Annotated in this window: 12 protein-coding genes and 1 pseudogene; 5 read left to right on the forward strand and 8 right to left on the reverse strand. The window is 70.4% G+C overall.

What is annotated here, in order from left to right:
• Positions 1-3: 3 nt before the first annotated feature.
• The 3 genes from ACNFOC_RS11570 to ACNFOC_RS11580 form a co-directional block, all read right to left on the reverse strand.
• Positions 4-1,056 carry a protein kinase family protein gene (locus tag ACNFOC_RS11570; RefSeq protein ID WP_416958999.1) on the reverse strand — a complete coding sequence of 351 codons (1,053 nt, stop codon included), beginning with the start codon at positions 1,054-1,056 and terminating at the stop codon, positions 4-6.
• A gap of 4 nt (positions 1,057-1,060) precedes the next feature.
• Complete coding sequence (locus ACNFOC_RS11575; protein ID WP_416959000.1) at positions 1,061-1,783, reverse strand: MBL fold metallo-hydrolase; 723 nt, start codon at positions 1,781-1,783, stop codon at positions 1,061-1,063.
• Positions 1,784-1,844: 61 nt separating this feature from the next.
• Positions 1,845-3,200, reverse strand: a complete 1,356-nt coding sequence (locus ACNFOC_RS11580; RefSeq protein WP_416959001.1) for a dipeptidase — start codon at positions 3,198-3,200, stop codon at positions 1,845-1,847.
• A 132-nt stretch (positions 3,201-3,332) separates the two neighbouring features.
• Here ACNFOC_RS11580 and ACNFOC_RS11585 point away from each other — a divergent pair, with 132 nt between their 5' ends.
• Positions 3,333-4,601 carry a geranylgeranyl reductase family protein gene (locus tag ACNFOC_RS11585; RefSeq protein ID WP_416959002.1) on the forward strand — a complete coding sequence of 423 codons (1,269 nt, stop codon included), beginning with the start codon at positions 3,333-3,335 and terminating at the stop codon, positions 4,599-4,601.
• On the opposite strand, the gene ACNFOC_RS11590 is transcribed toward ACNFOC_RS11585, so the two are convergent.
• Entirely contained in the window at positions 4,591-5,040 is a 450-nt protein-coding gene (locus ACNFOC_RS11590; RefSeq protein ID WP_416959004.1) for a nitroreductase family deazaflavin-dependent oxidoreductase, read from the reverse strand. The genes ACNFOC_RS11585 and ACNFOC_RS11590 overlap by 11 nt on opposite strands.
• Before the next feature lie 180 nt (positions 5,041-5,220).
• Here ACNFOC_RS11590 and ACNFOC_RS11595 point away from each other — a divergent pair, with 180 nt between their 5' ends.
• The 3 genes from ACNFOC_RS11595 to ACNFOC_RS11605 all read left to right on the forward strand — a co-directional run bounded on the left by ACNFOC_RS11595 (position 5,221) and on the right by ACNFOC_RS11605 (position 7,938).
• Positions 5,221-5,913, forward strand: a complete 693-nt coding sequence (locus ACNFOC_RS11595) for a TetR/AcrR family transcriptional regulator (RefSeq protein ID WP_416959005.1) — start codon at positions 5,221-5,223, stop codon at positions 5,911-5,913.
• A gap of 160 nt (positions 5,914-6,073) precedes the next feature.
• Positions 6,074-7,276 carry a sensor histidine kinase gene (locus ACNFOC_RS11600; RefSeq protein WP_416959006.1) on the forward strand — a complete coding sequence of 401 codons (1,203 nt, stop codon included), beginning with the start codon at positions 6,074-6,076 and terminating at the stop codon, positions 7,274-7,276.
• Positions 7,273-7,938 (forward strand): response regulator, encoded by a 666-nt coding sequence (locus ACNFOC_RS11605; RefSeq protein WP_416959008.1) that lies wholly within the window; start codon positions 7,273-7,275, stop codon positions 7,936-7,938. The genes ACNFOC_RS11600 and ACNFOC_RS11605 overlap by 4 nt, the downstream gene beginning before the upstream one ends.
• On the opposite strand, the gene ACNFOC_RS11610 is transcribed toward ACNFOC_RS11605, so the two are convergent.
• Together ACNFOC_RS11610 and ACNFOC_RS11615 are read right to left on the reverse strand one after the other, a co-directional pair.
• Positions 7,899-8,186, reverse strand: coding sequence for a DUF6332 family protein (locus ACNFOC_RS11610; RefSeq protein ID WP_416959009.1), 288 nt, complete (start codon positions 8,184-8,186; stop codon positions 7,899-7,901). The two genes, ACNFOC_RS11605 and ACNFOC_RS11610, sit on opposite strands and share 40 nt — an antisense overlap.
• 73 nt (positions 8,187-8,259) lie before the next feature.
• The gene (locus tag ACNFOC_RS11615) at positions 8,260-9,756 is read right to left on the reverse strand and encodes an MFS transporter (protein ID WP_416959011.1); all 1,497 of its coding nucleotides are present in this window, start codon (positions 9,754-9,756) and stop codon (positions 8,260-8,262) included.
• A gap of 87 nt (positions 9,757-9,843) precedes the next feature.
• On the opposite strand from ACNFOC_RS11615, the gene ACNFOC_RS11620 reads away from it, so the two are divergent.
• The gene (locus tag ACNFOC_RS11620; RefSeq protein WP_416959012.1) at positions 9,844-10,221 is read left to right on the forward strand and encodes a MarR family winged helix-turn-helix transcriptional regulator; all 378 of its coding nucleotides are present in this window, start codon (positions 9,844-9,846) and stop codon (positions 10,219-10,221) included.
• Positions 10,222-10,273: 52 nt separating this feature from the next.
• On the opposite strand, the gene ACNFOC_RS11625 is transcribed toward ACNFOC_RS11620, so the two are convergent.
• Together ACNFOC_RS11625 and ACNFOC_RS11630 are read right to left on the reverse strand one after the other, a co-directional pair.
• A complete protein-coding gene (locus tag ACNFOC_RS11625; RefSeq protein WP_416959014.1) occupies positions 10,274-11,014 on the reverse strand; it encodes a maleylpyruvate isomerase family mycothiol-dependent enzyme in 741 nt (246 codons plus the stop codon).
• 20 nt (positions 11,015-11,034) lie between these two features.
• Positions 11,035-11,167, reverse strand: a pseudogene (locus ACNFOC_RS11630) (esterase); the annotation flags it as partial.

Below are 11,167 nucleotides of genomic sequence, written 5' to 3' on the forward strand. Positions count from 1 at the left end.
TCACTACGCGGAGAGCGTGGAGTTGTTGTAGGCGCGGCTCAGTTCGTCGTCCGGGTACGGGGTGAGCCGACTCTCGTTCTGCACACGGCGGTTGAAGTCGGCCAGCACAGCGGTGAGTGGCGCGTGCCGGGTGATGATCGAGGCGGCGGCTCCGGGGATTCCGCTGGGCCGCTCTCCATCGGCGCAGGCGCGCACGAAGGCTTCGCGCGCCGGGAGGTCGTATCCGTAGAGGGCGACGACGAGCCAGTTCACCAGCCGAGCGGTGGCGTAGGAACGGTCGTAGTGCTGGTGCCGGTCGAAGAACTCCCGCTCCTCGGGGGAGAGTCGGAAGCGGGACGAGACTGCCAGGCCGTAGTCGGCGAGATAGAGCTGCCGGCCGTCGGTGAGGATGTTCTCGAAGTGGGCGTCGAAATGCAGCAGTCGGTGCTCGTGGAGGAACTCGGTGGTGGTCTTGAGCTGTTGCTCCACGAGGGTGCAGGCGGCGTCCGGATCGCCGGTGCGCAGCTGGTCGTCGAACCAGTCGTGGAGTGTGTGCGGGAAGTGCTCGACGAACAGGGTCAGGCTCGCGCTTGCCGTGCGCCGTGCCTCGATGTGCTCACGCACCTGTCGGCTGCCGCCCCAGTAGGCCACGACCTTTTCCACATCCGCCAGTTCCTCGTGCAGAGGCTGGGGCGTGTCGGGCAGTACCCGCCAGTGGTGCATCAGGGGAAAGCCCGGGAACCGGTCCGCGAGTACCCAGTTCGTGGTCATCTTGTGCACTGCCAGCTCCCGCCAGACACCGAAGCCCGGACTTCCGAGGCCGTAGTGGCAATAGGCGGGCATTCCGAATACGTTGGCCGTCGACCGAACGTTCTCCGGCCGCCGCTCCACATCCGTCAGCGGCATCCGCTTCACGAACACTTTTCTGCCGTCCACCTCGATCAGCGCCGAGCGACCCCCGATACCGGACCCCAACGGCGTGCCGGCCTCGACCACTTCGGCGAGTTCGTGGTCGGAGAGGAGTGCGAGGGACGTGGCGATGTCACTGTGGGCGGTGACGCGCGAGGTGCTGGACATGCGTTCATCCTCGGGGCGGGACGGTGTACTTGTCCGCCGATCTCCGAAGAGCCGCCCCGGCCCCGCCGATCACCGGATCACCGTGGCCGAAGCAGGCCACCTCTGTGTCGAGTGCCGCCAGCCGGCGGAAGGAGGCGACGGCCCGGGCCCGGTCGACGTTGAACACGCCCAGCAGCACCGAGCCGTCGACCGGCGACGCGGCGACGGCGTCACCGGTGAACAGCACGCCGTACTGCGGCAGATGGAGTGCGACGCTGCCATCCGTGTGACCGGGCGCGTGGACGACGCGGGCGCCGCCCCCGAAGGCGAGCACGTCGCCGTCCTCCAACTCGGTTACCGCGGACGGGCGTCGAATGTCACCTCGGGGCAGATGCCTGGCCGCCTCCGCGTGGATCGGCCGCTCCCAGTCCTCCAACACCGGCGGCGGGCCCGGGACTTCGCCCCGTACGACCGGAGCGTCCAGGTGATGCGCCAGCACTTCGGCGCCGCCGAGCACGGCGGACTCGCCCGCCCCGCCCACGTGATCCTCGTGGAAGTGGGTCAGCACGATCCGTCGTACGGCCCCCGGATCCCGCCCCAGCGAGGTGATCGCCCCCGCGATCGACGCGCCGGAGCCCACCGGTCCCGCGTCGATCAGCGTCAACTCCCCGTCGTCGTACCAGAGATAGGCCTGGCCGACCGGGAAGCGGAGCAGGTGGAGGCGGGGGAGGATCTCGACGACGTCCATGGGACGACCGTAGAAAAGGCCCCCGCCCGCAGGCGAGGGCCTCTGCTACGGGCAGAGCGGATCAGTTGCCCGCGTAGTTCTGCAAAAACAGCGCCTCCGCCACCGACAGCCGCTCCAACTCCTCAGGGGACACGCTCTCGTTGAGCGCGTGGATCTGGGCCTCCGGCTCGCTGAGGCCGATGAGGAGGATCTCCGCCTGCGGGTAGAGGGCCGCGAGGGTGTTGCACAGCGGGATGGAGCCGCCCTGGCCGGCGTACTGCATCTCCTGGCCGGGGTAGGCGACCGCCATCGCGTCGGCCATCGCCGTGTACGCCGGGCTGGTCGTGTCGGCGCTGAACGGCTGGCCCTGGCCGATCTGTTCGGTGCGGACGCGGGCGCCCCACGGGGTGTGGGCCTCCAGGTGGGCCTGGAGCAGCTTGGTCGCCTCGGCCGCGTCGGCGCCCGGCGGGACGCGGAGGCTGACCAGCGCGCGGGCACCGGCCTGCACGGACGGGGTGGCGCCGACGACCGGCGGGCAGTCGATGCCGAGGACCGTGACGGCCGGACGCGCCCAGATGCGGTCGGCGACCGAACCGGAGCCGATCAACTCGACGCCGTCCAGCACCTTGGCGTCCTCGCGGAACTGCTCCTCCTCGTACGTCAGCCCGTCCCAGGACGCCTGGGCGGCGAGTCCGTCGACCGTCGTCGAGCCGTCCTTCGCGCGCAGCGAGTCCAGTACGCGGATCAGCGCGGCCAGCGCGTCGGGTGCGGCGCCGCCGAACTGGCCCGAGTGCAGGTTGCCTTCGAGGGTGTCGACCTGCACGCGCAGCATGGTCATACCGCGCAGGGTGGACGTGACCGTCGGCAGGCCGACCCGGAAGTTGCCCGCGTCGCCGATGACGATCGTGTCGGCCTTCAGCAGCTCGGGGTGTTCCTCGGCGTACCGCTCCAGGCCGCCGGTGCCCTGCTCCTCCGAGCCCTCGGCGATCACCTTGACGTGCACCGGGACACCGCCGTTGGCCTTGAGGGCGCGCAGCGCGAGCAGGTGCATGATCACGCCGCCCTTGCAGTCGGCGGCACCGCGCCCGTACCAACGGCCGTCGCGCTCGGTCAGTTCGAACGGCGGGCTCGTCCAGCCGGCCTCGTCCAGCGGCGGCTGCACGTCGTAGTGGGCGTACAGGAGCACGGTCTTGGCGCCCTCGGGGCCGGGCAGGAAGCCGTAGACGGACTGGGTGCCGTCCGGGGTGTCGAGCAGAGCCACGTCCTGGAAACCCTCGGTGCGCAGCGCGTCGGCGACCCAGTTCGCGGCGCCCTCGCTCTCGCTCTTCGGGAACTGGTCGAAGTCCGCCACCGATCGGAAGGCCACCAGCTCGGTGAGCTCCGTCCTCGCCGTGGGCATCAGCGAGGCGACGGTCTCGGCGACCGGATTCGACGACATGGGCACGCTCCTCGTGGGTGCGACGTTGTACGAATGATGCCGTCGATCCTCCCACAGCGGTCTGTGGCGATGTCCGCCGTAGGATGCGGGGGACAGGTGCGGCAGCGGCTTGATCGGGAGCAGTAGACCATCGTGAGCAGCGAGAACTCTTCGGCGGACGACGAACAGCGGGTCTGGGACGTCGTCGTGGTGGGCGCGGGACCCGCGGGGGCTTCGGCCGCCTATGCGGCGGCGGTCGCGGGACGGCGCGTGCTGTTGCTGGAGAAAGCCGAGCTGCCCCGCTACAAGACATGCGGCGGCGGCATCATCGGACCCTCCCGCGACTCCCTCCCGCCCGGCTTCGAACTGCCGTTGAAGGACCGGGTGCACGCCATAACCTTCTCGAACAACGGGCGGTTCACGCGCACGCGCCGGTCCCGGCAGATGCTGTTCGGGCTGATCAACCGGCCCGAGTTCGACCAGCAGCTCGTCGAGCACGCCCAGAAGGCGGGCGCCGAGCTGCGTACGGGCGTCACAGTGACACGAGTCGAGCAGCACGGCTCCGCGGTGCCCGACCGGCGTACCGTCGCGGTCGTCCTCCAGGGCGGCGAGACGGTGCTCGCGCGGGCCGTCGTCGGCGCCGACGGCAGCGCCAGCCGCATAGGGGCGCACGTCGGGGTAAAGACCGACCAGGTGGACCTGGGCCTGGAAGCGGAGATCCCGGTGCCGGAGACCGTCGCCGAGGACTGGAAGGGCCGGGTGCTCATCGACTGGGGCCCCATGCCCGGGAGTTACGGCTGGGTCTTCCCCAAGGGCGACACGCTCACGGTCGGGGTGATCTCGGCGCGCGGTGAAGGCGCCGCCACGAAGCGGTACTTGGAAGACTTCATCGCCCGGCTCGGCCTCGCCGGCTTCGAACCGAGCATCTCCTCAGGACACTTGACCCGCTGCCGGGCGGACGACTCGCCACTGTCACGCGGGCGCGTGCTGGTGTGCGGCGACGCGGCGGGACTTCTTGAGCCGTGGACCCGTGAGGGCATCTCGTTCGCGCTGCGGTCGGGACGGCTCGCGGGCGAGTGGGCGGTGCGGATCGCCGAGGCGCACGACGCCGTGGACACCCGCCGCCAGGCCCTGAACTACGCGTTCGCGATCAAGGCGGGGCTCGGCGTCGAGATGAGCGTCGGCAAGAGCATGCTGGCGATCTTCGAGAAGCGCCCCGGTCTGTTCCACGCCGCCCTCACCGGATTCCGGCCGGCGTGGAAGGCCTTCATGGACATCACCCGGGGCTCGACGACGCTGGGCGAGCTCGTGCGCAGCCATCCGCTGGCCCAGCGCGCGCTGACCGCGATCGACCGCAGGAACGCGGAGCCGGTGGAGCGCGTGGAGCCCACGGAGCCCGTGGAGGGCGAGGTCAGCTCCTGACCGTGACGTGGAACACCGGGTGGTCGGGGGCGATCCGGCGCAGCTCGTCGTCGGAGGAGTCCGGGCCGACTCCTCCGAAGAACACCCCGACCTCGGCCTTCCACCGCTTGAGGTAGGCGCGCAGCAGCGGCACCTTGTCGTCGCCGGTGACCTCGGTCGCGGTGAACGCGTCGACCTTCTTGCCGAGCCGCAGCTCGCCGCCGCCCGCCGCCCGCATGTTGTGCGTCCACTGGACGTGCCCGCGCGGGGCGACGAGGTACTGCTGTCTGTCCACCGTCAGCAGGTTCACCGGGGTGGTCCGCCACTCGCCGCTCTTACGGCCGCGGACCGCCAGCACCCGTGAACCCCAGACGCTGAGACCGCGGCGGGTGAACCAGGCGACGGCGCGGTTGAAGACGTTCACGGTGAACCAGCCGGGCTTCTGGACGTGCGTGCTCATGATGACTCCCTGGGTGAAGAAGACGGACGGGGAGAACGATGCTCGCTTTTGTGAGCACTGCTCTCGCTCTCGGGAATAGTCTGCATCGGTTCGGCGGTCCAATGCAAGAGCGGTGCTCTCTTTTTTGTTCGCTGCTCTTGTTTGTGTGCGCTGCTCTGATTCCGTGCCACACTGGCTCGTATGAGCACCACACAAGGCGCCCGCGCCCGAGCCCGGATCGAGGTCACCGCGGCCATCAAGGACGAGGCGCGCAGACAGCTCGCCGCGGAAGGTGCCTCGAAGCTCTCGTTGCGCGCCGTGGCGCGTGAGCTGGGCATGGTCTCCTCCGCGTTGTACCGGTACTTCCCGAGCCGTGACGAGCTGCTGACCGCTCTCATCATCGACGCGTACGACTCCGTCGGGGAGGCCGCGGAAGTGGCGTACTCCGGGGTCGTGGACGCGGGGCCGGTGCGGCGGTGGATCACTGTGTGCGAGGCGGTGCGGGGGTGGGCGCTGGCGCATCCGCACGAGTACGCGTTGATCTACGGGTCGCCGGTTCCGGGGTATGTCGCTCCCGAGACCACCGTGCCGTCCGCCGCGCGGGTTGCCCTTCTCCTCATTGGCATTGCGCGCGACGCGCACCAGGCCGGCACCCTGACCGAGCCCCTGCTCCCGGTGGATCTCCGCCCCGAGGGGGAGCGTATGGTCGCGGACTTCGCCGGTGATCTTCCGCCCGCGGTGGCTGTGGCTCTGGTCGCCGCGTGGGCTGAGCTGTATGGGTTGGTGAGCTTCGAGCTCTTCGGTCAGTTCCGGCGGGTGGTGGAGGATCGGGAGGCGTTCTTTCGGCATGCGGTGCGACGGCTTGCGCTTGGGGTGGGGCTTGCGGATGTTTGAGTGCTCCGCTGGATAGGTGGTCTGTTGGCCGCGAGCCGGTGGGGGCTGGTCGCGCAGTTCCCCGCGCCCCTTTCAGGGGCGCTGTACTCCCCGGGGAGTATGAGTGATCACCCCGTTCAGCTGACGACCCCGGTGCCGGCCGGCGTCTAGCGTGACGTGCATGGACGAGCAGTGGGTACGTGGCGGGGGACCGCCCTGGTGGCGCCGCGGACCGGTGGTCCCGACGCGGTGGCCGTGGCGTTCCACGTTGCTGGTCACCGTGTTCGTGCTGGGCGGTAGCACCTTCGCCTCGCACAGTCAGCCCGATCGCGTTCACCTCGACTTCTACGCGCGCGTGCTGCTCGTCGTCGGATCGGTGCTGCTGCTGTGGCGCCATCGGTACCCCGTGTGGGTGGCCTTCGGCACTGTGTTCGTCACCGTGGTGTACTTCGGCGCCGGATACCCGTACGGTCCCGTCTTCCTGCCCGTCGCGATCGGCTGTTTCAGCGCGGTCGTCGCCGGTCGGCGCCGGGTCGCCTGGAGCGCGCTCGGTGTGCTGTGGGTGGCGCATCTCCTGATCGCGCACTGGCTCTACCGCTGGCTGCCCCCGCAACACGACCACGGGATGCCGTGGGGTCGTGAACTGGCCGTCGCCGCCTGGGTGGTGGCCGTCGCCGCGGTCTCCGAACTGGCCCGCACCCGCCGCGAACAGTGGGCCCGGGAGCGGGCCGAGCGTGCCCAGGCGGCCCGGCGCCGTGCCGACGAGGAACGGCTGCGGATGGCCCGTGAACTGCACGACGTCCTCGCGCACAGCATCTCCGTCATCAACGTCCAGGCGGGCGTCGGCCTCGCGCTCCTCGACTCCGATCCCGAGCAGGCCCGTACGGCGCTGACCACCATCAAGGCCGCCAGCAAGGAAGCGCTCGGCGAGGTCCGCCAGGTCCTCGACAGCCTGCGCACCCCGGGCGACGCCCCGCGTGCCCCGGCCCCCGGCCTGGACCGGCTGCCCGAACTGGTGCAGCAGGCGGCGAGCGCGGGGCTGACCGTCGCGGTCGACGGAACGCCGCCCCGCCTGTCGCCGGGTACCGACCTCGCCGCCTTCCGCATCGTCCAGGAGGCGCTCACCAACGTCGTACGGCATTCCGGTTCGCGGCACGCGCGCGTGCACCTCGACCACGACCCCCGGGAGCTACGGCTGCGCATCGACGACGACGGGCCCGCGACCGGCGCGGACGCCGGGGGCAGCGGCAACGGGCTGGCCGGGATGCGGGAGCGGGCCGCCGCGCTCGGTGGCACGATCGAAGCGGGTCCGCGCCCGGACGGCGGCTTCCGGGTGCTCGCCGTACTGCCGTTGAAGGTCACGCCGAAGGAGGACGACCGGTGATCCGCGTACTGCTCGCCGACGACCAGGCCCTGGTCCGGGCCGGCTTCAAGGCCCTGCTGGACGCGCAGCCGGACATCGAGGTGGCGGGTGAGGCGTCCGACGGTGAGGAGGCCGTGCGCGCGGTGGGCGAACTGCGCCCGGATGTCGTCCTGATGGACATTCGCATGCCGCTGCTCGACGGTCTGGCCGCGACTCGACGGATCACCGGGGACAGCGGGTTGAGAGACGTGAAGGTGGTCATGCTGACGACCTTCGAACTCGACGAGTACGTTTTCGAGGCGATCCGTTCCGGCGCCTCCGGCTTCCTGGTCAAGGACACCGAACCCGACGAACTCCTGCGCGCCGTAAGGGCGGTGGTCGACGGCGACGCGCTGCTGTCGCCCGGGGTCACTCGGCGTCTGATCGCCGAGTTCGCCGCCCGCTCCAAGGAACCCGCGACCGCCGACGCCCTCACCCAACTCACCGAGCGGGAACGGGAAGTGATGGCTCTGGTCGGCATCGGACTCTCCAACGACGAGATCGCCCGCCGCCTGGTCGTCAGCCCACTGACCGCGAAGACCCACGTCAGCCGCACGATGGTGAAACTGGGCGCCCGGGACAGAGCCCAACTGGTCGTGCTGGCCTACGAGTCGGGGTTGGTCCGCCCCGGCTGGCTGGGCTGAACCGCTCCCTGCCGGTACCGGTACAGAACCGTCACCACCCGGACGAAGAACACGACCGGCGCGAGCACGAGCGCCCCGCGCACCAGCGACGTCTCGACGGCGCCCGGCAGTTCGAACAGGAACGCCGGACCGGCGACCGCCCCGAACAGCACCGCCGCCACGAACGCCGCGCTGACCAGCGCGTACCCGATCTCGACGGTCATCGCGTCCCGCTCGGCCTGCGTGCGCCGTCCCCCGGTCGTCGTCATCCCGAAAGTCTCACACGCGTGCGCCCGGCGGAGCAATCGGCTCCGCCGGGCGCACCCTCAGGGAGGCGTCCCCCTAGTCACGTAGCGCCACGCGCTCCGCTTCCGCTTCCGCCTCCGTCACAGTGGACTTGGCTACGACGATGGACTGTGGGGTACGGCGGGTGCGCAGCCCCGGCAGCGTGATCAGCAGTCCGGCGAGCGCGATGAACGTCACCACGACCAACCCGGGCCGGTAACTGTCCAGCACTGCCTGCGGGGTGGCGTGCGCCGGGGCGTGGGCGGTCACCACGGCCGTGACGACGGCCAGGAAGATCGCGCCGCCGACCTGCACCGAGGTGTTCAACAGGCCGGAGACCATGCCCTGTTCGTGGTCGTCGACCCCGTTGGTGGCCTGGATGTTGAGCGAGGGGAAGACCAGCGCGAAGGCCGCGCCGATCAGCAGCATCGAGGGCAGGATGACCGACGCGTACACGGGATCGACGCTGACCCGCAGGAACAGGGCGTACCCCACGACCATCAGCGCGAAGCCCACCACGATCAGCCGCTGGGTGCCGAACCGGTCGACGATCGCACCCATCTTCGTCGAGGATGCCGCCACCAGCGCACCGGCTGGCAGGAAGGCGAGCGCGGTGTGCAACGCCGACCAGCCGAGCAGCTGTTGCATGTAGAGCGTGACCAGGAACTGGAAGCCGACGTAGGACCCGAAGAGGGCCATCGCGCCGAGCTGGGCGCGGATCTGGTTGCCGGAGCGCAGCACACCCAGCCGGATCAACGGCCCCGCGGAGCGTCGCTCGACGAACACGAAGACGGTCAGCAGGACGGCAACTGCCAGGAAGGAGAGAAGAGTTCGGGCCGATGCCCAGCCGGCCTCCGGCGCCTGTACGACGGTGAACACCAGCAGCAGCATCGACGCGGTGCCGAGGACGGCGCCCGGGACGTCGTAGCCGTTGTGGTCCTTCTCGCGTTCGCTGCGCGGCAGCAGCTTCAGGCCGGCGAGGAGGGCGAGGAGCGCGATCGGCGCGGGCAGCAGCATGGTGAGCCGCCAACTGGCCTCCGTGAGCAGGCCGGAGAGGACTAGGCCCATCGAGAACCCGGTGGCCGCGCAGGTGGTGTAGATGGACAGGGCGCGGTTGCGCAGCGGGCCCTCGGCGAAGGTCGTCGTGATGATCGACAGGCCGGCCGGTGCGGTGAAGGCCGCGCTGAGGCCCTTGATGAAGCGGCTGGCGATCAGCAGCGGGCCCGAGTCGACGAGCCCGCCGAGCAGCGAGGCCACCGCGAAGACACCCAGGGCGACCAGGAAGACCTGGCGGCGGCCGAGCAGGTCGGCGGTCCGGCCGCCGAGGAGGAGCAGGCCGCCGTATCCCAGGATGTAGCCGCTGACGATCCATTGGAGCGTCGAGGTGGAGAGATCGAGTTCGGAACCGATGGAGGGCAGCGCGACACCGACCATCGACACGTCGAGCGCGTCCAGGAACATCGCGGCGCAGAGCACCAGCAGGGTGCCCCACAGCCGGGGGGTCCAGCTGACCGCCGAGGACGGGGCCGCGGGAGGGGAGAGCGGAGAGGTCATGCCGGAGACAATACATGCGCATGCATCGAATGCAAGAGCATTTAATTCCGATGCAACAAACTCGTTTCTCTGCTACGGTGCGCTGTCATGGCGGCGAAGAAGGCCGAGCAGGCGCTCGTGGACCAATGGCGGGAGATGCTGGCGCTGCACGCCCGCACACAGTGCGAACTGGACCGTGCTCTGCATCAACACGGCCTGTGCGGCAGCGACTTCGAGGTTCTGGATGTGCTGTCGGGTGAGTCCTGCGCATTCCGCGTCCAGGAGATCTCCGAGCGCGTCCACCTCAGTCAGAGCGCCCTGTCCCGCCTGGTCGCCCGGCTGGAGAAGGACGGTCTCGTCGAGCGCGGCATGTGCGCGGAGGACCGGCGGGGCGTCCGCGTGACCCTCACGGACAAGGGCCGCGCGCTGCACGGTGAGGTACTCCCGTTGCAGCGCGCGGTGTTGACGAAGATGCTGACCGGCTGACGCGGCGTCAGCTCCGGATCCGGCGGCCTTGGATCCGTCAGTCGTGGATCCGTCAGCTCCAGGTTACGGCGGACTTCTCCCGCCACAGTGCGGCGACCGAGGTGTCGCCGGTCACGCTCGGGAACGGCCCCCGGTTCCACAGTGCCCGGTACAACTGCCCCGCGGGACCGGCCAGTTCACAGTCGGCGCCCCCGGTGCCGTCCCGCTCGGCGGCGGGCGGTTCCTGGGACAGCCGTACGGTCCACACGGCGCCGTCCGTGTCCGTCGCCCGCACCCGCAGCACCCGGGGCTCCTCGCTGCGGATCCTGCTCTTGCGGCGGCCGTGGAAGCCGCGCAGCAACTCGTCGATGCCGTCGGCCGCGAAGTCCGGGGCGATCTCACCGGCCGTCCCGCCGCGCGCCGCCTCGGCGTCCATCCGGTGCACGGTCGTCTCGTGCGCCTGCCGCCGCGCCCAGAACGCGAGCGGCGACGGCGCCGCGAAGAACTGCCAGCACTCCACGTCGGGCGGGGCGGTGGAGAGGGTGTCCACGAGGGAGCGGTGCCCCGCCCGGAACCAGGCCAGCAGCTCGGCGCCGTCCAGGTCCGGGAGGCCGGCGTCGGGGTGGTACCCGGTGTACCCCTCGGCGACGAACCCGGTCGCCCAGCGATGCACCATCCCCGTGTGCCGCAGCAGATCCCGTACCCGCCACCCCGGACAGGGCGGTACCTCGGCGTCGACGCCCGCCGCCTCCGCGGCCTCGGCCAGCAGGCCGCCCTCCCGGTCCAGGGTCTTCACGAACGCATCGGTGTCCATGCCGCCGAGTGTGCCGTACGTCAGCCGGAGGCGAGCGCCTTGCGCAGGACGGTGACGGCCATCGTGATCGCGGCCTCGGCGGCGTGCGTCTCGCGCAGGGCGTTCAGCATCACGAAGTCGTGGATGATCCCCTGGAAACGGACGGCGGTGACG

It is taken from the genome of Streptomyces colwelliae (genome assembly GCF_048158785.1).
GTDB lineage: Bacteria > Actinomycetota > Actinomycetes > Streptomycetales > Streptomycetaceae > Streptomyces.